Source organism: Staphylococcus sp. GDY8P67P (assembly GCF_017892545.1).
Lineage (GTDB): Bacteria > Bacillota > Bacilli > Staphylococcales > Staphylococcaceae > Staphylococcus > Staphylococcus ureilyticus.
In genome coordinates this window covers 139,112-161,903 of record NZ_JAESLH010000022.1, presented here as the reverse complement: position 1 = coordinate 161,903, position 22,792 = coordinate 139,112, and the positions used below count along the sequence as shown (strand labels likewise).

Here is a 22,792-nt window from a genome sequence, read left to right as displayed (position 1 = left end):
ACTCTTCACACCTTACATAATTGAATTTCTTAAAATAACATCAACATTTTTTGGCACGCGTACAATTACTTTTGCACCTACATCAATTGTGATAAAACCTAATCCCGAAATCATCACATCACGTTTTTCCTTACCTGTTTCTAATCTTACGGCTTTAACATTACTCAAATCAAAATTTTCAGGGTTATGCGGTGGTGCTAATACAGATCCTAATTGATTTCGCCATAATTCATTAGCCTTTTCTGTTTTTGTTCGATGAATATTTAAATCATTAGAAAAGTAACAGACTAATGGTCTTTTACCACCACTTATATAGTCTATACGTGCGAGTCCACCGAAAAATAATGTTTGTCCTTCGTTAAGTTGGTACACACGTTGTTTAATTTCTTTTTTTGGCATAATTGTTTTAAGTTCATGTTCAGATACTAAATGTGTCATTTGGTGCGCTTGAATAATTCCTGGTGTATCATACATAAACGTAGTTTCATCAAGTGGAATATCAATCATGTCCAATGTTGTGCCAGGAAATCTTGAAGTAGTAACAACATCCTTTTCTCCTACACTGCGTTCTATTAATTTGTTAATTAGGGTTGATTTACCTACATTTGTAGTTCCTACTATATATACATCCTCATCGTTTCTAATATTGTTAATAGAAGTTAATAGATTTTCAATACCTTCATTTTTGTCAGCAGAAATAAGTACTACATCTTCTGCATCAAGTCCATATTTTTTAGCTGATTTCTTCAACCACTCTTTTACACGACGTTTATTTATTTGTTTTGGCAGTAGATCTATTTTATTAGCTACGAGAATAATTTTTTTGTTGCCAACAATACGTTTGATTGCATTAATAAATGATCCTTCAAAATCAAAAACATCTACAACATTTACTATTATTCCTTTTTTATCTGCTAGACCGTTAAGTAAATTTAAAAAGTCATCACTATCTAAACCTACATCTTGTACCTCGTTGTAATTCTTTAATCTAAAACATCTTTTACATACAACATCTTCACGAAATAAATTATGTTCCGGAACATAACCAGGTGCATCAGAATCTTCAGATTGTAATGGTGCACCACACCCTATACATTTCAATACATCCACTTCACTCAATCAATTTTCCTCCCATTTTATATATCCTTTTTTTCTAAAATGTTGTAATAATCTGCGTTCAATAAGGCGATTAAATTTAGTAATAAAACCATCCGTTTGTTTAACAGGTACTACCATAATAGTAAATAAACCGCGTCTATTCCCACCAAATACATCCGTTAACATTTGATCACCAATCACTACAATCTCTGATGGATTTAAATTCATAGAATGCATTGCACGATCAAACGCACGTCCTCTAGGTTTTTTAGCTTTAAAAATATAATCTACTTTTAATGATTTTGAAAAACTACCGACTCTTTTTTCATTATTGTTAGACACAATTGTAATTGTAATCCCTTTTTGTCTTGCTTCTTCAAACCATGTTTTAACCGCTTCAGTAGGATCGGCTACATCCCATCCTACTAGTGTATTGTCTAAATCAGTAACGATACCTTTTACGCCAGATTCTGCAAGCTTATCTATATCAATTTGAAAAATTGACTGTACATATTCATTTGGCATAAAGTATTTCTTTATTATACCCATTATTTCTATTCACCTTTTTTATATTTTTTTTATTAAATTTTCTACCATTGTACTAGAAGACTTTGCTGCTTTTGTTAAAAATTCATCAAATGTGATACCTGCGTCGCCATCAGCTAAATCTGAAATTGCGCGCGTGATAATAAATGGTAAATTAAATTGATAGCAAGTCTGAGCAATTGCAGTTGCTTCCATTTCTGCAGCCATCGCTTGAGGGAAATTTGTTTTAATTTTCATTCGTTGATCTTTTGTTCCAATAAAACTATCGCCGCTTACAATCAAGCCTGTCTTTGCAGTTAACTGTTGATTAGTAATTACTTGTGTCGCTTTATCAATCAATGATTTATCTGCTACGAATTGCGCTGGCATTTGTGGAATTTGTCCTAATTGATAACCAAATGCTCTAGCATCAGCATCATGATAAGCAACCATATCACTTACCACGATATCTCCTACGCTTAATGATTTATCCAATGCTCCTGCAGAACCAGTATTTATAATTAAATCAGGTTTGAACTTTTCAATTAATAATGCTGTTGAAATTGCAACATTCACTTTACCAATACCACTTTGAGTTAATACGACTGCTTTATCATTTATATACCCTTTATAAAAATATACATGTGCAATATTAATCTCTTCAAAGTCAACAAGTTTATCTTTTAAGATTGCTACTTCTTCTTCCATAGCTCCTATAATACCGATCATCGTTTTTCACCTCAATTTAAAATCCTAACCTTAGTTATTCTACCACATTTAAACCAATAGCTCGACGATTGAACGATATTTATATCAATTTATTATTTCATTCTTTTCCATAAGAAACATAAGAATAATTTCTCTGCTTTCAATTGAATTAATCTGTAAATTTGTTGTTTAATATTTCAAACTATTCGAGGCTATTTATAGAAAAAAATCATCATAAAAAATACCATTCCCTAAGTCCTTGTTTTGCATTAAGAACTAGAGAATGGTTTATTTGTCACTATAATTGTTTTGTTAACTGCCCATTAATTCTGTCAATCCTTGTAGTGAATAAACACCTGTAACAACTGTAACGATCACAGCAATTGCTCCAAAGACTAACATCCATGTTGGATGATGATAATCTCCGACGATTGATTTTCGTTTACTAGCAATTAGTATTGTCGTTAATATAATTGGTAAGATAAGTCCATTTAAAGCACCTGCAACGATTAATAATGTAACTGGTTTTCCTAAAAATAGAAAAACAAAAGTTGAAATGACTATAAATGAAATTACAATAATGTTTGTTTTATTATAGATAGATTTATGCAATGTTTTTAAGAAAGTTGCACTTGTGTATGCTGAGCCAATAACTGAAGACATTGCTGCAGCAAATAAAACGACACCAAAAATATTTCGACCGACTGGTCCTAATACATGTTCAAATACAGAAGCTGGTGGGTTAGTATCATTTAAAGTTACACCTGTAACGACCACACCGAGTACCGCTAAGAATAATAAGGCTCTAAGTACACCCGTTGTTAATATTCCTGAAATTGCCGCCTTATTGACAAATGGCAAATAGTGTTTACCTTTGATACCTGAATCTAATATTCTATGTGCACCAGCAAAAGTGATATAACCACCAACTGTTCCACCTACTAATGTGATAATCGGTAAGACAAGCGCTAATGGTTGCTCTGGCATCACGAGATGTTTAGCTGCGTCTGCATATGGTGGGTTTGCCTTAAACATTACAAATGCAACAACTACAATCATTAAAACGCCTAAAAACATCGTGACAACATCCATAATTTTTTGACCACTTTTACTTACAAAAATAAGTATTGATAATACAGCTGTAATAGCTGCACCAATCTTTACATCTAAGCCAAAAATTGCATTTAATCCTAATCCAGCACCTGCAATATTACCGATATTAAATGCAAGTCCTCCTATTGCAATTAATATCGATATAAAAGTACCCAATCCTTTAAAGATTTCATTAGCTACTTCTTGTCCACGTTTACCTGTAACTACCAACACTCTCCAAATATTAATTTGCGCCCCTATATCAATCAATATTGATAATAAAATTGCAAAAGCAAAACTTGAAGTAAACTGAGCAGTAAATACTGCTGTCTGAGTTAGAAACGCGGGTCCAATTGCAGATGTAGCCATTAAGAATACAGAACCTAATAATAATCTTTTATGATTTTTTGTAAATTCAAAATCCTTTGATTCTGTTTTTAATTTTTCTCCCATGTGTTAGCCTCCCAGCTTAGATATAGAAACGCCTTCTTTCGATAATCTGTCTCTTATTTTTGTAACAAATTCTAGTGCGTGTTCACCATCTCCATGAACACAAATTGTATCTGCTTGAATATCAATTTCCTTGTTATTTTTCGTAACGACTTTTTGTGACTTAACCATTTTGACAACTTGTTCAATAGCTTCTTCAGTGTCAGTGATCAATGCATCACTTTCTTTACGACTAACTAATTGACCATCATCTTCATAGCGTCTATCTGCAAACACTTCGGCAGCAGTAGTTAAACCAACAGCTTGCGCCTCTGTAACAAGTAATGTATTTGATAATCCAACATAAATTAATGATTTATCAAAATCATATACAGCTTGTGCAATTGCATGAGCAATTGCTTTATCACGCGCCCCCATTTGATAAAGTGCTCCATGTGGTTTCACGTGATTTATTTTAACTTGGTGAACATTACAGAATCCGCTTAATGCACCGAGCTGGTAAATGACGATATCATAAATTTCTTTGGGTGACAAGTCCATATTTCTACGTCCAAATCCTTGTAAATCTGGGAGGCCAGGATGAGCACCTATACCAACACCATTTGCTTTAGCTAATTCCACCGTTTGATTCATGACATGTTGGTCACCAGCATGAAAACCACATGCAATATTAGCTGAAGTAATTAGCGGAATAATTTGATTGTCTCCACCGAATGAATAATTTCCAAAAGCTTCGCCTAAATCACAGTTTAAATCAACTTTCATCATGATTCCTCCTTAATTATTTGATGTCTATCTAAGAATTTAATATCTACATCTTTTGCATCACCATTAGCATATTGCGGATACGATAAAACAGCATATAAGAAATCAGCTGTCGTAGTAAAGCCATCGATTACCATTTCATCCAATGTTACTTTTAATTTTTTTATTGCTGAATCTCTATTTGGTGCTTTTACAATCACTTTAGCTACAAGTGAATCGTAATTTGGCGATACCGTATAGCCATGATAAAGTAAACTGTCGATACGGACGTTAAAGCCTTGAGGCAAATGTAATGCTTTTACTTTACCTGGTGAAGGCTGAAATCCTTTCTGAGGATTTTCTGCGTTGATTCTTGCTTCAATGACATGACCATCAAATATCACTTCGTCTTGATTGAACGGTAATGTACCGTGTTTCATTAAATAGAGCTGTGCGTGTAGTAAATCACGATTTGATCTCATTTCAGTTACTGTATGTTCTACTTGGATACGCGCATTCATCTCTATGAAGTAATAAGCATCTTCTGTCACTAAATATTCGATAGTACCTGCACTTCTATAACCAGATGCTCTTGCTACTTTCACAGCATCATTACACATAGATGTTCTCATATGTTCAGATAATGCAGCACAAGGCGATTCTTCAATTAATTTTTGATTTTTTCTCTGAACTGAGCAATCACGTTCACCTAAGTGTATGTAATTTTCTTTACCGTCTCCTAACACCTGAACTTCCACATGTTTAGCTACTGGGATAAACGCTTCCACATATACGCGATCATCATTAAAATATTTTTGCCCCTCACTTTTGGCTTCTTTAAATGACTTTTCTAAAGATTCTTCTTTTTTGACAATCCTTATCCCTTTGCCGCCACCACCACTGGCAGCTTTTAATACAAGTGGATAACCAATATCTTGCGCAATTTCCTTAACTTCTTCGATTGACTCTACAGCAGAAGTAGAACCTGGTATGATAGGCACATTAGCTTGGTCTACTGTTTGTCGTGCTGTTATTTTATCACCCATCATCTCCATAGTTTGATCAGTTGGCCCTATAAAATAAATACCGTTTTCTTCAACATTTTTAGCGAATGAAGTACTTTCTGATAAAAAACCATATCCTGGATGAATTGCATTTGCACCACTAATTTTTGCTGCACTAATAATTCTATCTTGGTTTAAATAGCTATCTAATGCATTGGCTTCACCAATACATATCGCTTGATCAGCTAAGCTGACATGTAGGCTAGACTCATCCCCTAAAGCATAGATAGCTACAGTTTCAATATCCATTTCTCTACAAGCGCGGATGATTCTTACAGCAATTTCTCCTCTATTTGCAATTAAACAACGATACAACTCAAATACCCCCTTTATACTTATTTCACAGTTATAATCGTTTGATCATACTCAACATTTGCGCCGTGATTGACATGTATTGTGTCGACTACACCACTCACATCACTTTTTACTTCATTCATGACTTTCATCGCTTCTATATAACCAATGGTATCTCCTTTTTTAATTTCATCACCTTCATGAATAAGGGGATTTGTTAATTCCTTCTCGTCTTGTAAATAAAATGTTCCAACCATTGGTGATTTGACAACTTGATCGGATTGTTCTTCATTTGATGCACTTTGTTCATTTAAACTTGATTCATTATTTGAAACTAATTGTTGTTGCGCAGTTGATGCAGATGTATTATCGGTAAAATCTATAGTGATTTCATTTTCATAATCTTTATAATTAAATTTTTTAACCCCGTTATCTTTTACCATCTTTATTAATTGTTCTACTTTTTCAAAATTCATTATAATTCCCCTTTCAATAAATGATTAATACGAGTAGATGTATTTCTCAATTGTGAAATATCAAAAATTGGTTGCTCTTTAATATTATTGATTGTATTTTTAAACGCTTCTTCTTGTTGCTCTAATTTTTTAACTGCTTCTTCGATTGTCGTCCATTCAAAATGAATCGTATCATTAGGTTGCATTTGAGCTAATTTATGTAAATCAGATGCGCAAACAGTTGCTATTTTTGTATAACCACCTACTGTTTGTTTATCATTTAATAAAATGATCGGATTGCCATCATTTGGCACTTGTATACTGCCTAAGGCAACAGGCTCTGATATTATGTCAGCCGATGTGTTTGGTGAAATCGCTTCACCTTGTAACCGATATCCCATACGGTCTGACTTTTCTGATATTTTAAATTCATTAGCTACTAGTTTTTGTTGTGCCTCTTCGCTAAAGCTATCAAATTGAGGCCCTTTGATGATTTGAATAGGTTTTTCTTCAACTTCACCAACATCTTTTGGTACACTCAATCCAAGATTTTGTGCATATGGATAATCGTTTTCGCACTCAATTACATCACCAGATTTTAATGCACGCCCTTTAAAACCACCAATTTGACTTCGTGTGTGTGTAGAATAACTATTTGCTACTTTATGAATTGTCAAAGGTTTACCAAATAATAAGTACCCTCTAGCCCCTTTAGTGACCTGTCCAACTTTCAAAACGTCACCTTTTTTTACTGCTATTACAGTAGATTCATCAATAATTGCTTCGTTAACAGTTGCTTTGAACTCAGCACCTATTAATACAAAAGCATTATCTTCTAAGAATTCAATTGTTGGGCCAATTATTGTACATTCAATTGCTGGCCCTTCATTGCCAATGAGTGCTTGTCCAGTTCGATAAGCGTACCGATCTAAAACACCTGCAGTAGAAAATCCTTGGTCTTGATAGCCGATTCTTCCTAAATCTTGAATCGTACTAAATAACCCTGGATTAATAATTTTAATACTCATATTGAATTTTCACCCATTTCTTAATATCAAATTCACCTTGCTGTTCTTCTATAATCTGTTCGAACGTTGATTCATCGATAGGATAGAATTTTATATAGTCACCAGATTCATATAAACACATAGGTGTTTTTGAAATATCAAATACAGTAATTGGTGTACGTCCGATGATTTGCCAACCACCTGGAGATTGTTTTGGATATAAACCTGTTTGATTATTCGCAATACCTACAGAACCCGCAGGAATGCTCGTTCTTGGTTCTTCGCGTCTAGGTGTAGCCAGCTCTGGATTTAAACCACCTAAAAACGGAAAGCCTGGCATAAATCCAAGCATATAAATTAAATATCGATTTTCTGTATGTAAATTAATGACGTCCTCTATTGATAATTGATGATGTGTGGCTACTTCTTGAATATCTGGACCATAATCACCACCATAAAGAACTGGTAAACTAATTATTTTTACTTCATTTTTATTTTCATCAAAATCCAGTTGATTTAATCGTTCTAGATTCAACGCTTTAACTACTTCCACTAAACTTTGTTTTGTAATATCTATATGTAGCATAATTGCCCGATAAGAAGGTATCACTTCAATAATTGCTTTATGTTGTTGATCTTTAATATAATTTTCAACTTTTTGAACTTCCTTAAATGTCGAAGGATTGATTTGTTGTTCAAAGTAAATCATAATTGTCTCTTCATTGATCAATTTATATTCCAACACATTTCCCCCTCTGTATTTTATACATTAAACTATGATTCAAACATTAATATGTGTGCAACATTATAATTGTATCATTAACTGACAGACTATGTTTAATTAAAAATAGTTATAATTGTCGATAATAAACTACTATTGATAAATACAAATTAATCCAAAATTATCTCAATATTTCAATTATTGTATCAATGATATAAATTTATCAAATAGTTGAAGATAAGTATATGTTTTTATTTATAAAGTGTAAAATCCCCCTAACAATAAGTGTTAAGGGGATCTTGATATTATTTAATATTTACAATTTTGACATTAATTTCTGCACCATTTGGCAGTGGAACACGAACTTCTTCGTTTAATTTTTTGCCGATTAAACTTTTTGCCATTGGTGATTCATTTGAAATTTTACCATTAAATGCATCAGATTCAGCTGATCCAACAATTTGGTATTCCTCTTCGTCTTCACCAGGTAATTCTACAAAAGTTACAGTTTTACCAATTTGTACTTGGTTGTTATCACCAGTATCTTCGATTATTAGGGCATTACGTAGCATATGCTCAATTCTTTGTATATCTTGTTCGATAAATCCTTGTTCATCTTTAGCAGCATCATACTCAGAGTTCTCAGATAAGTCTCCGAATGAACGTGCTACTTTTATTTTTTCTACGACTTCTGGTCTCTTAACCGTTTTTAACTCTTCAAGTTCATTTTCTAGTTTTTCGAAACCTTCTTGCGTCATAGGATATTGTTTTTGGTTTTCCATATTGTCATCTTCCTTTACTATAATACTATTGTTTACTTACTAAAGTCTGAATTTTCGTCGTCATTATATCGATCGCAACTTTATTACTTCCACCTTCTGGAATGATAATATCTGCATATCTTTTTGTGGGTTCTATAAATTGATTATGCATTGGTCGAACTACATTTAGATATTGACTTATTACAGAATCCATTGTTCGTCCTCTTTCTTCTGTATCACGAAGTAAGCGACGTAAAATTCGTAAATCTGCATCTGTATCAACATAAATCTTGACATCCATTAAATCTCTTAACGTTTTATTTTCAAGCGCAAATATGCCTTCTACGATAATAACATCTTTTGGTTTAAATGCAATCGTTTCTTCACTTCTAGTGTGATTTGTATAATCATATGTTGGTACTTCGATTTGTTTGCCATTTCTCAAATCGTTTAAATTTTCTATTAATAAGTCATTATCAAAAGCAAAAGGATGATCATAATTGGTCTCTAAACGTTCTTCGAAACTTAAATGCGATTGGTCCTTATAATAATAGTCTTGTGCCAATAATGCAACACTATGGCCTTCTAAATTTTTCATTATTTCATTTGTCACTGATGTTTTACCCGAACCCGAACCACCAGCGATTCCAATAATAGTCGTACGTTTCATTATCCAATTTCCTTTCTCATCATGTTGTTGGTATAAATTGGATGATCAACTTTAATTTGCACGATTTGCAATGGATGTCGTGCAGCATCAAGTTGGTTACCTTCTTCATCATAGATAGTGTCAACAACTTGTCTAAATGTATCGATTTCAGGACCAAAAAACTCTATTTCGTCTCCAGGTTCAAATTTGTTCCGCTGTTGAATCGTAGCAAGCTTAGTTGTTTCATCATAAGCCAGAACCAATCCACAAAAATCATAAGCTGAGTTCTTTTTATTTTGTTGCCCAAACATTTGTTCCTCATATCCAGGTGTGCCTTCAATAAATGCAGAAGCAGTATCTCTATTAGCACATTTTTCCAGCTCAGTTAACCATTCTGGCTTAATTTTAAAGTTATCAGGATCTTCTGCATAAGCATCGATGACTTTGCGATATACAGACACTACAGTTGCAATATAGTGTATTGATTTCATGCGTCCTTCAACTTTAAGTGAATCCACACCAATATCCATCATTTTAGGGATTGATTCAATAAGTTTCAAATCTTTTGGACTCATTGCAAATGGAGTCACTGCATTTTCGTCATAATATAAATCTAATTCACCATCTTCATCAACTTCCAACAGATCATAATCCCATCTACAACTTTGACAACAACCGCCTCTGTTAGAGTCTCGAGCAGTCATGTGATTACTTAATGTACATCTACCAGAATACGCAATACACATCGCACCATGTATAAATGATTCAATTTCAATATCTACTTTGTCTTTCATTTCCTTCATTTCCATAGCACCAGTTTCACGTGCTAATACTACACGATCTAGACCTTCATTTTTCCAAAATTCTACAGCTTTATAATTCGAAAGAGATTGTTGTGTTGATAAATGAATTTCTAAGTTCGGCGCTACATGCTTGCAGGTTTCAATAATAAGTGGATCTGCAACAATAATACCGGTGGCGCCTGCTGACTCAATATTTTTTAAATACTCGTCCAATCCTTCAATATTTTCATCATGAGCAATAATATTAGTCGTAACGTAAATTTTCGCCCCATATTGCTGAGCGAATGTCACACCTTCGTTTATTTCTTCCAACGTAAAATTATCTGCATTTGATCTTAAACCGTATGCTTGTCCACCTAAAAATACAGCATCAGCACCATAATGTACTGCTATTTTGAGTTTTTCTAAATTACCTGCTGGTGCAAGTAGTTCAGGTTTTTTAATCTTATTATTAGTACGATTTTCAACTTTTTCTAATAATTCCATTACTTAAACCTCCTTTAATAGACTGTTTGTTTATACAAGAATCCTTCATCAAACGGACGGTGCTCAGGCTGAATGGCCTCAATTGGATCTACAAGCATAAATTTTTCATCATCATAGGTTTCAGGATCTTCTTTGAACAAATCAATCGCTTCTCTATATTGCTCTGTACATACATTGATATATTCTTCAGTTTGTAATACACCATCGATTTTGAATGCATCAATATTGGCTGCTAAAAGCTGATCTAACTCTTCGATCAAACAAATATCATTAGGTGACATTATATGCGTTCCATTATAATCTTCAAAAACAGGATATTTGTTATCCCGTTCTTCATCATATAAAAGCAACTCATTCGCTTCTTTATTTCGTTGAATTTTCATTTGTCTTTCTTGGAAAGTAAAATAGTTACCTAATAACATACGTTTTGATTGAAACATGCAACTCATACCATGTACTTGTACTTCAATCTCTACATCTGCATTTTGTTTTATATTTAATATTTCATCTAAACTTAATTCTCTAGCTAATTGCGCACGTTGTGCACCTTTTTTCCCCCAATAGTTACACTGGAAATAATTTGTGACTAGTGCTTCTGCATCCCAATTTAATGGAATCGGATTTGGTTGTTCATTCACATACATAACTACTGCTGGATCGCCAAATATGATGCGGTCAACGCTTACTTCGTGTAAAAAATCTATATATGATTTTAGTGCATTTAAATGATAATTGTGAAAAATACCATTTACTGCTACGTAGACTTTTTTACCATGATTATGTATTAATTCCACTGCTTCTATCAATGCTTCTCTTTTAAATTCTCCTGCTAATCTTAAGCCGAATCTTTGCTCACCAATTACAAAAGCATCTGCACCTTTTTCAATTAGTGTCTCAATATGTTTAACAGATTTTGGTGTTACTAATAATTCTGTCATTTTGATTCTCCTTTAATCGAAATAGCTAGACCATCATCCATATTAAGGAAATTAGTTGTGAAATGAGGTTGAGCCATAAGCCATTCATTATATTCTTGTACTTTTTTTACCATTTGTCTAACATTTCTACTTCTCACTTCGGAAATATCAGAAACAAAACCATGATACAAAACGTTATCTGTAACTATTATCCCACCTTCATTCAATAAAGGCGCGTACAAAGAAAAAAACTTTTTTGATTGTGCCTTTGCAGCATCAATAAATATCATATCAAAAGATTCATGTTTGATATTTTCTAAAGCTTCTAACGCATCCTTTTCAATTAACTCAATTTGAGTTTCAAATCCAAATTTCGCAAAATTTTCTTTGGCTTTTAATTGCATATCATCATCACGCTCGATGGTAACCACTTTTATTTCATCAGAAACAGAAGCAAATTGCATACTGCTATAACCAATCGCTGTACCTATTTCTAAAATGCGCTTGGGTTTATGTATTCTGATCAGTTGTTTAATCATATCTAATGTTAGTCTATCAACGATTGGAACATGGTGTTCCAACGCATACGGTCTAAGTTGTTCAATAGCAATATCATTCTCTTTGTGCAATTCTAATAAATATGATTGATTATTTTCCATTTTAAAACTTCCTTCAATGTAGATATTTCAAAGCATTTTTGACAAATAAAATAAATCAGCCAATAATCGTGACTGATTGTATTATGGTTAATAATGACGTCTATAAGTTGTTATTTTCGAACTACTTTATATAATTCTTTGAAAATATCTCATAAATTTAAAATTTAACTTTATATATTTTACCACAAACCCATATATTTTATAAGTGTAAATTGTGATAATTAACTAGTTAATATAACTGTAGCTGATTGAGTACTTTTATTCTTAAATATAAAAATTGGGACTTAAAAGTCTCAGTTACGATAAGCTACATTTGTGTGTATTTTTGAAAAATTTCTTTTTGATTTGATATCAATAATGTTCAAAATAAACGATACTTTTATTAAAACAACAAAATCTAAAAATAGTTTGACATTATTAAATCGATATTTTTCTTCGACTTATTCGAATATGAAAACTAAACTGGCATCTGTAATAGAATAAAAGCCGGTAGAGACAGAGTAAATTAGCGCCAGTAGAATTCAAACACAAAAAGACTGTCAACAAAGCTGGAAACTTTGTTGACAGTCTGAGTTGAGACTTTTAAGTCTCGGCTTGATAATTTGAAATAAGCACTTTGTATCTCATATTTTATCCCTTAACGGTTGTACAAGATTTGACTAACAAGCTTTGTCACCAAAGAAAAACATAAACATTATTAAATCAATGTGTCGTTCAGGTTCATGTTTTAATTAGTGGTGCAAATTATTTGAGTTGTTCAGATTAGAGGTTATTCATGGTTATGATCATGATCGTCCATTTCAGTATTAACGACTTCTTCAATCATATCCCATTCTTCATCTGTTTCAACCGGTAAGAATTTTCCGCCTTCACCATCTTCATCAGGCTCATTAATCATTGGTACTAATTCGATTAAATCATCATCATCTGATTCTGCACCTTCTTCAGCAAGAATCACATATTCTTTTTTAAATTCAGGATGGAAAAATTCTAATACTTTACGGTAAAGTACTTCGTTTCCATCTTCATCATATAAAGTTAATAGTTCCTCTTGATTATTAATTTCTAATTCAGATTCATGGTTGTGTTCAGTCATTATAAAACGCTCCTTTTTATTGTATAGAATCTAAATAGCCTTGTAATATAAATACTGCAGCCATTTTATCTATTACTTTTTTTCGTTTTTGTCTAGAAACATCTGCTTCAAGTAAAGAACGTTCTGCAGCCATGGTACTTAAACGCTCATCCCACATGATTATCTCTACAGATGGCAATGCTTCTTGAAGTTGCTCCTTGTATTGTAACGAAGCTTCGCCTCGAAATCCAATAGAATTATTCATATTCTTTGGCAAACCAATGACAACAGTACCAACTTTTTCTTTCTCTATGATTGTTACTAGTCTGTCTATACCTAGTTCATTCTTATCTTCGTTTATATGGAGTGTATCTAATCCCTGGGCTGTCCAACCCATGAGATCGCTTATAGCAATGCCAACAGTTTTACTTCCTACATCTAAACCTAAAATTTTATGTTTTAGCATTAATTACTTTGAATTCTCTTGTAAATAATTTGAAACTAATTCTTCCATGATATCGTCACGATCAATACGACGAATTTGGTTTCTAGCTTCATTATTACGTGGAATATACGCAGGATCTCCTGATAATAAGTAACCAACGATTTGATTAACAGGATTATAGCCACGTTCTTTCAATGTGTTATAGACATTTTGAAGTACTGTTTTGACATCTTCTTTTGGAATTTCATCATAATTAAATTTCATTGTTTTATCAAAGTTTTCCATTTTGTAACACTCCTTCATATCGAGTAAAAAGTACTTATTGTTAATTCTACATGACAATAGTTAGAACTTATAGAGATTTAATGTAATCTTTAATGAAACGTAATGATTCTGTTATGTTTTCAGGTTGAGTGCCTCCACCTTGAGCCATGTCTGGACGGCCACCACCTTTACCACCTACAATAGGTGCCATGTTTTTAATAATATCACCAGCTTTTACACTGTCTGTTAAAGCTTTTGGCACTGTTGCTACTAATGACACTTTACCATCTATATTACTAATTAAAATTATAATAGCATCTTGCAATTTAGATTTAAAGTCATCCATTGTCTCACGAATCGCTTTTGCATTTGCGACTTCAACCTCAGTTGCAAGGACTTTAAATCCATTAATTTGTTCCACTTGATTTGTAATATCACCCATTTTTAGTGTAGTGATTTCTTTATTTTTTTGCTCAAGTTGTTTAGTTAATTCTTTTTCATCCGCTTGCATTTGGATGACTTTATCCAAAACTTGATCATCTGATTTCACTTTAATTTGTGCTTTCACTGCATTAAATTGTTCTTGAATTGTTTCTAAATATAGGAATGCTGATTTTCCGGTAAATGCTTCTATACGTCTCACACCAGCACCAGTACCTGATTCACTTACTATTTTAAACAAACCTATTTCAGAAGTATTATTAACATGGATACCTCCACATAATTCAATAGAGAAAGGAGACATATTCACTACTCGAACAACCTCACCATACTTTTCACCAAACAATGCCATCGCGCCTAACTTTTTAGCTTCAGCAATAGGCATTTCTTGAATATCCACATCTATACTATTCCAAATTTCTTCATTAACTCTTCGTTCAACTTGATCAATTTCTGCTTGATTTAAAGGTCCAAAGTGCGTGAAATCAAATCTTAATCTCTCTGCTTCAACGAGTGATCCTGCTTGATTGACATGGTCTCCTAGCACTTCTTTTAATGCTGCATGTAATAAGTGTGTAGCACTGTGATTCTTTTTAATATCTCTACGTTCAATATGGTTTACACTAGCAAACACTTCGTCATTCTTTTTAACAGTGCCAAATTGAATTTCACCTTTGTGTAAGTTTTGTCCATTGGGCGCTTTGGTAACTTCAGTAACATTGATTTCGAACTGTTCATTACTTATAGTACCTTCGTCTGCAACTTGTCCACCACTCACTGCATAAAATGGTGTTTCTTTTAAAATAAAGTAAATAGTTTCTCCTGCTTCAGCTTCATTTACTAATTCACCATTATATATGATGTCCGTAATAATCGTTTTTTGGTCCATGACATCATAACCTACAAATTGACTATCTGTTGTTATTTTTTTTAATATGTCACTTTGTACTTGCATAGATTGTGAGTTTTGACGTGCTTGTCTAGCTCTGTCACGTTGTTTTTGCATTTCTTCTTCAAAAGTATTCATATCAACGGTAAGATTTTCTTGAGTTGCAATTTCTTTAGTAAGTTCAACTGGAAAACCATATGTGTCATATAATTTAAATGCATCTTTACCACTAATTTCATTTGTCGTCGACTTTGCTTTTGTAATTAAATTATTTAATATCGCTAGGCCTTCTTCTAATGTTTCATGGAAACGTTCTTCTTCAGATTTAATCACACGTTTGATGAAATCTGATTTTTCTTTAACGTTTGGATAGTATGGTTCCATTATATCTGCAACAATATCAACTAATTTATACATAAACGGCTCATTAATGTCTAAGGATTGGCTAAATCTTACAGCACGACGTAAAAGTCTGCGTAGCACATAACCTCTTCCTTCATTTGCAGGTAACGCGCCATCAGCAATTGCAAATGAAATTGTGCGAATATGGTCAGCGATAACTTTAAATGCGACATCATAAGAATCTGTTTCAAGATATTTTTTACCCGAAACATTTTCAACTTCATTAATGATAGGCATGAACAAATCCGTTTCGTAGTTTGTACGAACATTTTGTGCGATAGATGCCATTCTTTCGAGACCCATTCCAGTATCAATATTTTTATTTGGTAATGGTGTGTACGTATGGTCTTTATTATGATTAAATTCACTAAATACTAAATTCCAAACTTCTAAAAATCTTTCATTTTCACCGCCTGGATACATTTCTTCAGCAGGATCATCTTGTCCAAATTGATCCCCTCGATCATAGAATATCTCTGTATTAGGGCCTGATGGTCCCTCACCGATATCCCAGAAATTACCTTCTATACGAATAATCCTACTCTCTTCTAAGCCTATGTCTTCATTCCATATTTTATAAGCTTCTGTATCCTCAGGATGTATGGTTACATACAATCGTTTTGGATCCATAGCCATCCATTTTTCATTCGTTAAAAATGTCCAAGCAAATTCAATGGCTTCTTTTTTGAAATAATCACCAATTGAAAAGTTACCTAACATTTCAAAAAAAGTATGATGTCTAGCTGTAAAGCCAACATTCTCAATATCATTTGTTCTTATGGCTTTTTGAGAATTGACAATACGAGGCTTTTTCGGTGTTTCTCTGCCATCAAAATATTTTTTCAATGTCGCAACACCAGAGTTAATCCATAGTAAAGAATCATCATCTATAGGTACTAAAGGTGCAGAAGGTTCAACCATATGTCCTTGTTCAACAAAGTAATCAATAAAATTCTGTCTAATTTCACTTGCTTTTAAGTTTTTCATACTTAAAATTCCTCCATCTCAACTCAAGTTATATCAGTTATTTGATAAAAATGAAAATAAAAAACGTCCATCCTATCAAAAGGGACGAACGTTTCGCGGTACCACCCTAGTTATAAGCATTAATCATAATTAATAATTCCGCTTATCACTTAAAATAAGTATATTTATTATTTAACATAAAGTAGCTTTCAACTATGCTATCTGTACTTTTCACCAGCCAGTACATCTCTTGTCGACTACCATAATTTACTCATCTTTATGCACAATCAATTATATTGTATTTACTTTAACCTACGTTGTCAATGTTCAACAAAATCATATGGCGAAATATCTCCCATATTAATCATAGGATTAATTTTATATATATTTTCTTCTGTTAAAATAGTCGTGGCATCAAACGTATCTTCAACTGCAACCTCATCTTTACGATCATCATTATTAAAATACGTTTTTAAGAATGAACAGAGCTGAGTCATTCTCACTTGACCATGTGTATTTAAACCGATTTCAAAAGCTTGTGGATCACCCAGAAATACTAGTGATTGCTTAGCTCTTGTTAATCCTGTATATAATATAGGTTTTTGTAACATTCTAAAATATTGCTTAACCATAGGCATAATTACAATTGGAAATTCAGAACCTTGCGATTTGTGAATAGACGTACAATATGCATGTGTTAATTCTAACAAATCTTGTCTTACAAAAGTAATTTCATTTCCGTCAAAATCAACGACCAATACATCTTTATTTAAGGCATTTTCTTTTGCCCAAAATATGCCAACAATCACACCAATATCGCCATTAAATATATTATCACTCGGCCTATTTACTAGCTGTAGCACCTTATCCCCTTTTCTAAAGACAACATCACCGAATTCAATTTCACGTGTATCCTTTTCTTTAGGGTTTAAGATTGTTTGCAATACAGCATTTAATTTTTTTATACCTGCAGAACCTTTATACATAGGGGCTAATACTTGTATATCACTCATATCATAACCTTTTTTCACAGCACTTGAAACAACCTTTTCAACAACTGAAGGTATTTGTTCAGTTGAACAATTAATAAAGTTACGATCATGAAATCTTTGTGTGATATCAATCGGTTCTCCCAATTTCATTCTATGCGCTAATTCTATGATACTAGACCCATCTTGTTGTCGGTAAACTTCAGTCAGATTCACTCTAGGTATAACTTTAGAATCAATGAGATCTTTAAACACTTGTCCTGGGCCTACGGAAGGCAACTGATCTTCATCACCTACTAATATCACTTGGGCATCAATAGGTACCGCGCTAAGAAATTGATGAAACAGCCAGGTGTCGACCATTGACATTTCATCAATAATGATTAGTTTAGCTGAAATCTCATTATCTAAAATATCTTCTGGCTGTGTGTCTTGATTCCAACCTATCAATCGATGTATAGTCATAGCTTCCAACCCTGTAGATTCAGCCAATCGTTTTGAAGCTCTACCTGTAGGTGCTGCTAATACAACTGGATAATCATCGTTTTGATAATCATCATAATCTAAAGATAAACCATGTATTTCTGCATATAATTCGACAATACCTTTAATCACAGTAGTTTTTCCTGTTCCTGGCCCGCCAGTTAGCAGCATAACTTTACTATTGATTGCAGTCTGTAGCGCATCTCTTTGGGAATTAGCATAAGTGACTTGATTGCGTTGTTCGATTTCACCAATTTCTAATAATAATTCAGACTGCTCAATTTCTTTTAATTTATTCGTATAGGTGTAATTACGATATAAGTTTTGAACACTTTTAAGTTCCGAATAGTATAAACTAGGAATTGCTAATTCGTGTTCCTGTTTTACTAATTTGGTATCTTCAACTAAGATTTGAATCATATTTTCTAATTGTTGAAGTTCAATCACTTCATTTGGTGATTGTGATAACATATCTTGTGTCATTTCTAATACATTTTGTGTTGGTAAGTATGTATGCCCTTGCTTAATACATTCTTCTTCTAATACATATAATAAACCCGCTTTTAAACGCTCATCATCATTAAATTGAATACCCACATTTCGTGCTAAAGTATCCGCTTTGTTAAAACCGATTCCTTTCACGTCGTAAACTAATTGATAGGGTTTATTTTCTACAATATTAAGTGTATCACCTAAATAAACCTGATAGATTGCCATAGCGAGTTTAGGTCCAAATCCTAAATCATGTAATCGAATAATAATTTGTTCTGTTTCTTGATTACTCGCAATTTGTTCAGCAATTTGCTTTTGTTTTTTCCCAGGTAAACTAGGTACTTTTTCTAAAACAGATGGGTCATTTAAAATGTCTGAAATAGCATTTTCTCCAAGTGTATTCACAATATTTTGAGCTGTTTTTTTACCTATTCCTTTAAATAAATCACTAGATAAATAGCTAATAATAGCCTCTTTGGTTTGAGGCAGCTCTTTTTCAAACGTTTCAGCTTTTAACTGTTTACCATATTTAGGATGTGAAACGACTTGACCTTTAAAAGTATAAACATCGCCTTCAGTAATTTCTGGAAAGAACCCTACAACTGTAGGCATAGAATCAAAATCTTCATTAGATTCTATCGTATCTACTTTTAAAACAGTATAAAAATTGTCTTTGTTTTGAAACAAGATAGCATCTACAGTACCTTTAATCATTGAATTATTGAATAATGTAGGGTTGTCCATTTAATTACTCCTCCTCTGCGATGGATTTAAACGTTTTGATGGCATGTTGACTCATCAAATGTTCTGGGTTGATAGCAACTGCACGTTCAAAATATTCGATAGCACATTCAGTATCCTCTGTTAACATATAAGTTGCTAGACCTAAGTTATATAAAGCGTCTGTATGTTTGTCATCTAATGAGACTACATACTGTAATTGTGAAACAGCCTGTTCGTACATTTCTAAGTGACATAATACCAATCCATATTGAAATTGTACCTCTACATCCCTACGATTATCTTTTTCAGCAGCAGTCATTAAAAAGGGAAGTGCTTCTGTAAATGCTTCTAACTGGTTAAACGACATACCTATCATATAATTGGTGTCGATTTCGTCAACTTTATATTGTAATGCTTGTTGGTATAATTTAACCGCTTCTTTATATCGCCCTTCATTATAATAAACATTAGCTAAATTGTAATAAACAGCCCCATTTTTTGGGTCAATGGTTAGTGCTTTTTGGAAAAACTTTTCCGCTTTATCTATTTCACCCGCTTCAGCGATTAATATACCTGCATTGATATAATTTTCGACTTCATTCGGGTTTGCTTCTATATTTTCGAATAATGCTGTTAAAGCTTGCTCAAAATTACCTTGTTTAATCAATGTATAAATTTGTTCTTGATTCATGCTATCCCTCTCTCTCAACATCTTATTATAACATTTAAGAATGAAAAAACAGTAAAAAGGAGTAAGTCACAAATCAAAAATTTAAAATTTGATATTGTATGCTTACTCCTCAAAATACGATTAAACTATGAAACTTTATATTTAATTAACAATATAGCAATGTCATTTTGCTATTTTAATCATTACGAAGCATTTAATTAATTTGTTTAAACAACATAACTTAATTGACCTGATGTTTTATATACATCATCTATAGTAGCGCCACCTAGACAAACATCGCCATCATATAAAACGACTGATTGACCTGGCGTAATTGCGCGAACAGGTTCGTCAAATGTTACTCGAATTGCATTATCATGCTCTTTTTGAACAAAAACTTTAGTATCTTTTTGACGATATCTAAATTTCGCTGTACATTCAAATCCATTTTCTAAATCAACAGGGTTAACAAATGAAATATCTGAAGCAATCAAATAGTCACTGTAAAGCGCTTCATGATGAAAACCTTGTTCTACATATAAGACATTATCATTTAAATTTTTGCCTACTACAAACCAAGGGTCTCCATCTCCACCTATACCTAGACCGTGACGTTGACCGATAGTATAGTACATTAATCCTGCATGTGTACCTATTTTCTTACCAGTTAAAGTTTTCATTTCACCTGACTGTGCGGGTAGATATTGAGATAAAAATGTTTTGAAGTTACGTTCACCGATAAAACAAATACCAGTTGAATCTTTTTTCTTAGCTGTAGCTAAATCTTGTGCTTCTGCAATTCTACGCACTTCTTTTTTATCAATATCGCCAATTGGGAACATCACTCTAGATAATTGTGATTGTGATAATTGATTTAAGAAATAAGTTTGATCTTTATTATTGTCAACGCCCCTCAACATTTCAACATGTCCATCTTCATGACGTCGTACACGAGCATAATGTCCAGTTGCTACATAATCTGCACCTAACATAAGCGCATGCTCTAAAAATGCTTTGAATTTAATCTCTTTATTACACATCACATCAGGATTTGGTGTACGGCCTTTTTTATATTCATCTAAGAAATAAGTAAACACTTTATCCCAATATTCTTTTTCAAAATTAACTGCATAATATGGTATACCTATTTGATTACATACAGCTATAACATCATTATAATCTTCTGTAGCTGTACAAACACCATTTTCATCCGTATCATCCCAATTTTTCATAAAAATACCAATGACATCATAACCTTGCTCTTTTAATATATGTGCTGTTACGGAACTGTCTACGCCACCTGACATGCCTACTACAACACGTGTATCTTTATTTGACAACTAAACTTCCTCCTTGAATTTATGATAAATTTTGTGAATTTCGGTAACTAAATATTTAATTTCTTGTTCGGTCGTTTGTTCATTAAAACTAAATCGCACAGAATGATTCGCTCTTGTATCGTCATCATACATTGCTACTAAAACATGTGAAGGTGATGTAGAACCTGCAGTACATGCTGAACCAGAAGCTACATATATATTAGCTAAATCTAACAATGTTAACATAGTTTCCACATCAATAAATGGAAAATACAAATTAACAATATGACCAGTAGTATCAGTCATTGAACCATTTAATTCAAAAGGCACTGAACGTTCTTGTAAAGATACAAGAAATTGGTTTTTTAAATTCATCAAATGGACATTGTTTTCATCTCTATATTGGTTTGCTAGTTTTAAAGCTTCAGCCAATCCGACAATTTGAGGTACGTTTTCTGTACCTGCTCTTCTTTTCACTTCTTGTTCTCCACCTAATTGTGGAAACTTAATGTTTGTACCTGATTTTATTAGTAATACACCGACACCCTTTGGTCCACCAAATTTATGTGCCGTAATACTCATTGCATCGATATCAAATTCATGAAAATCTATGTCTAAGTGCCCTATAGCTTGTACAGCATCTACGTGAAATAAAGCATTTGAATGACTAACAATTTCATCAATATCGTACATGGGTTGCACTGTGCCAATTTCGTTATTAACAAACATGATTGAAACAAGGATTGTCTCATCAGTCATTGCACTTTTCAATTGTTCTAACGATATCAGACCTTCTTCATCTACATCAAGGTATGTTACATCAAAACCTTCTTTTGCTAATTGTTCAAAAACATGGAGTACAGAATGATGTTCTATTTTAGTTGTTATAATATGCTTACCCTTATCTTGGTTTGCATACGCAATACCTTTAATCGCTGTATTATTAGATTCTGTTGCGCCACTAGTAAAAATTACTTCACTAGGCTTCGCATTGAGTTGTTTAGCTACAAAACGACGAGACTCATCTAAATATTTACGTGCATCTCTACCTATACTATGTATAGAAGACGGATTACCGTAATGTGTTGTATAGATTTCCATCATTTTATCTATTACTTGTTGTTTAACAGGCGTTGTAGCAGCATAATCTGCATATACTTCCATGTTTGACACTCCTTACAAATTTATCAATGTTCCAATG

General features: G+C 32.9%; 22 protein-coding genes. All 22 read right to left on the bottom strand.

Going from position 1 to position 22,792, the window contains the following annotated elements; all coding sequences use genetic code 11:
* Positions 1 to 12 precede the first annotated feature (12 nt).
* Positions 13 to 1,110, bottom strand: a complete 1,098-nt coding sequence (gene yqeH / locus KA833_RS08620; RefSeq protein ID WP_406992545.1) for a ribosome biogenesis GTPase YqeH — start codon at positions 1,108 to 1,110, stop codon at positions 13 to 15.
* Between the two features lie 9 nt (positions 1,111 to 1,119).
* Positions 1,120 to 1,647 carry a YqeG family HAD IIIA-type phosphatase gene (locus KA833_RS08615; protein WP_046208122.1) on the bottom strand — a complete coding sequence of 176 codons (528 nt, stop codon included), beginning with the start codon at positions 1,645 to 1,647 and terminating at the stop codon, positions 1,120 to 1,122.
* Between the two features lie 18 nt (positions 1,648 to 1,665).
* The gene (locus KA833_RS08610; RefSeq protein ID WP_210128459.1) at positions 1,666 to 2,352 is read right to left on the bottom strand and encodes a 5'-methylthioadenosine/adenosylhomocysteine nucleosidase; all 687 of its coding nucleotides are present in this window, start codon (positions 2,350 to 2,352) and stop codon (positions 1,666 to 1,668) included.
* A 291-nt stretch (positions 2,353 to 2,643) separates the two neighbouring features.
* Complete coding sequence (locus tag KA833_RS08605; protein WP_064208884.1) at positions 2,644 to 3,876, bottom strand: NRAMP family divalent metal transporter; 1,233 nt, start codon at positions 3,874 to 3,876, stop codon at positions 2,644 to 2,646.
* A 3-nt stretch (positions 3,877 to 3,879) separates the two neighbouring features.
* The gene (gene pxpA, locus KA833_RS08600) at positions 3,880 to 4,638 is read right to left on the bottom strand and encodes a 5-oxoprolinase subunit PxpA (RefSeq protein ID WP_046208119.1); all 759 of its coding nucleotides are present in this window, start codon (positions 4,636 to 4,638) and stop codon (positions 3,880 to 3,882) included.
* Positions 4,638 to 5,996: an acetyl-CoA carboxylase biotin carboxylase subunit gene (locus KA833_RS08595; RefSeq protein WP_046208118.1), complete on the bottom strand. Its 1,359-nt coding sequence runs from the start codon at positions 5,994 to 5,996 to the stop codon at positions 4,638 to 4,640. Before KA833_RS08595 ends, pxpA begins: the two co-directional genes overlap by 1 nt.
* A gap of 20 nt (positions 5,997 to 6,016) precedes the next feature.
* Positions 6,017 to 6,451 carry an acetyl-CoA carboxylase biotin carboxyl carrier protein gene (locus KA833_RS08590; protein WP_046208117.1) on the bottom strand — a complete coding sequence of 145 codons (435 nt, stop codon included), beginning with the start codon at positions 6,449 to 6,451 and terminating at the stop codon, positions 6,017 to 6,019.
* Positions 6,451 to 7,458 carry a 5-oxoprolinase subunit C family protein gene (locus KA833_RS08585; RefSeq protein WP_210128458.1) on the bottom strand — a complete coding sequence of 336 codons (1,008 nt, stop codon included), beginning with the start codon at positions 7,456 to 7,458 and terminating at the stop codon, positions 6,451 to 6,453. The genes KA833_RS08590 and KA833_RS08585 overlap by 1 nt, the downstream gene beginning before the upstream one ends.
* Positions 7,448 to 8,179 carry a 5-oxoprolinase subunit PxpB gene (gene pxpB / locus KA833_RS08580; protein WP_210128457.1) on the bottom strand — a complete coding sequence of 244 codons (732 nt, stop codon included), beginning with the start codon at positions 8,177 to 8,179 and terminating at the stop codon, positions 7,448 to 7,450. Before pxpB ends, KA833_RS08585 begins: the two co-directional genes overlap by 11 nt.
* 284 nt (positions 8,180 to 8,463) lie before the next feature.
* Positions 8,464 to 8,940, bottom strand: a complete 477-nt coding sequence (gene greA / locus KA833_RS08575) for a transcription elongation factor GreA (RefSeq protein ID WP_019469406.1) — start codon at positions 8,938 to 8,940, stop codon at positions 8,464 to 8,466.
* Positions 8,941 to 8,965: 25 nt separating this feature from the next.
* Entirely contained in the window at positions 8,966 to 9,589 is a 624-nt protein-coding gene (gene udk, locus KA833_RS08570) for a uridine kinase (protein ID WP_046208114.1), read from the bottom strand.
* The gene (locus tag KA833_RS08565; RefSeq protein WP_210128456.1) at positions 9,589 to 10,857 is read right to left on the bottom strand and encodes a peptidase U32 family protein; all 1,269 of its coding nucleotides are present in this window, start codon (positions 10,855 to 10,857) and stop codon (positions 9,589 to 9,591) included. The genes udk and KA833_RS08565 overlap by 1 nt, the downstream gene beginning before the upstream one ends.
* 14 nt (positions 10,858 to 10,871) lie before the next feature.
* Positions 10,872 to 11,795 carry a peptidase U32 family protein gene (locus KA833_RS08560; protein WP_210128455.1) on the bottom strand — a complete coding sequence of 308 codons (924 nt, stop codon included), beginning with the start codon at positions 11,793 to 11,795 and terminating at the stop codon, positions 10,872 to 10,874.
* Complete coding sequence (locus tag KA833_RS08555) at positions 11,792 to 12,433, bottom strand: O-methyltransferase (RefSeq protein ID WP_046208111.1); 642 nt, start codon at positions 12,431 to 12,433, stop codon at positions 11,792 to 11,794. The genes KA833_RS08560 and KA833_RS08555 overlap by 4 nt, the downstream gene beginning before the upstream one ends.
* Before the next feature lie 769 nt (positions 12,434 to 13,202).
* On the bottom strand, positions 13,203 to 13,529 hold the full coding sequence (locus KA833_RS08550) for a DUF1292 domain-containing protein (protein WP_046208110.1): 327 nt from the start codon (positions 13,527 to 13,529) through the stop codon (positions 13,203 to 13,205).
* Between the two features lie 16 nt (positions 13,530 to 13,545).
* The gene (gene ruvX / locus KA833_RS08545; protein WP_019469412.1) at positions 13,546 to 13,974 is read right to left on the bottom strand and encodes a Holliday junction resolvase RuvX; all 429 of its coding nucleotides are present in this window, start codon (positions 13,972 to 13,974) and stop codon (positions 13,546 to 13,548) included.
* A 3-nt stretch (positions 13,975 to 13,977) separates the two neighbouring features.
* A complete protein-coding gene (locus tag KA833_RS08540) occupies positions 13,978 to 14,238 on the bottom strand; it encodes an IreB family regulatory phosphoprotein (RefSeq protein ID WP_046208109.1) in 261 nt (86 codons plus the stop codon).
* A 67-nt stretch (positions 14,239 to 14,305) separates the two neighbouring features.
* Positions 14,306 to 16,936: an alanine--tRNA ligase gene (gene alaS, locus KA833_RS08535; RefSeq protein WP_210128454.1), complete on the bottom strand. Its 2,631-nt coding sequence runs from the start codon at positions 16,934 to 16,936 to the stop codon at positions 14,306 to 14,308.
* Positions 16,937 to 17,235: 299 nt separating this feature from the next.
* Positions 17,236 to 19,623: an SF1B family DNA helicase RecD2 gene (gene recD2 / locus KA833_RS08530; protein WP_204180111.1), complete on the bottom strand. Its 2,388-nt coding sequence runs from the start codon at positions 19,621 to 19,623 to the stop codon at positions 17,236 to 17,238.
* A 4-nt stretch (positions 19,624 to 19,627) separates the two neighbouring features.
* The gene (locus tag KA833_RS08525; RefSeq protein WP_438873771.1) at positions 19,628 to 20,314 is read right to left on the bottom strand and encodes a tetratricopeptide repeat protein; all 687 of its coding nucleotides are present in this window, start codon (positions 20,312 to 20,314) and stop codon (positions 19,628 to 19,630) included.
* Positions 20,315 to 20,499: 185 nt separating this feature from the next.
* The gene (mnmA, locus tag KA833_RS08520; RefSeq protein ID WP_210139548.1) at positions 20,500 to 21,612 is read right to left on the bottom strand and encodes a tRNA 2-thiouridine(34) synthase MnmA; all 1,113 of its coding nucleotides are present in this window, start codon (positions 21,610 to 21,612) and stop codon (positions 20,500 to 20,502) included.
* Positions 21,613 to 22,755: a cysteine desulfurase family protein gene (locus KA833_RS08515; RefSeq protein WP_046208104.1), complete on the bottom strand. Its 1,143-nt coding sequence runs from the start codon at positions 22,753 to 22,755 to the stop codon at positions 21,613 to 21,615. It lies immediately after the preceding gene.
* Between the last annotated feature and the right edge of the window lie 37 nt (positions 22,756 to 22,792).